This is a genomic window from Dyella sp. ASV21, from assembly GCF_016428975.1.
GTDB lineage: Bacteria > Pseudomonadota > Gammaproteobacteria > Xanthomonadales > Rhodanobacteraceae > Dyella.
Genome location: NZ_JAELTT010000291.1, coordinates 1 through 323, shown reverse-complemented (window position 1 = coordinate 323; position 323 = coordinate 1). Strand labels below are relative to the sequence as shown.

The 323-nt window shown below is 78.3% G+C and carries 1 pseudogene; it reads left to right on the top strand.

Annotated elements, in window-relative coordinates:
• A pseudogene (locus JHD67_RS22950) lies at positions 1 to 198 on the top strand (hypothetical protein); the annotation flags it as partial.
• Positions 199 to 323 lie beyond the last annotated feature (125 nt).

Genomic DNA, 323 nt, shown 5'->3' with positions numbered 1-323 from the left:
GCCCGTCCCGGTGCTCCCGTTTCCGTGCCGCTGCGTTGGGAGGAGTTGGGGCGTCTCACGAGTGCCTCCGCATTCAATATCCGAACGCTGCGAAAACGCCTGGGCCGGCTACGCGGCGACCCATGGGCTGTCTCTTATACACATCTCCGAGCCCACGAGACCCGTGACCGAATCTCGGTTGGCGGGGTGGGGGTGTGAAGGGGGGGGGGGGGGGGGGGGGGGGGGGGGGGGGGGGGGGGGGGGGGGGGGGGGGGGGGGGGGGGGGGGGGGGGGGGGGGGGGGGGGGGGGGGGGGGGGGGGGGGGGGGGGGGGGGGGGGGGGGG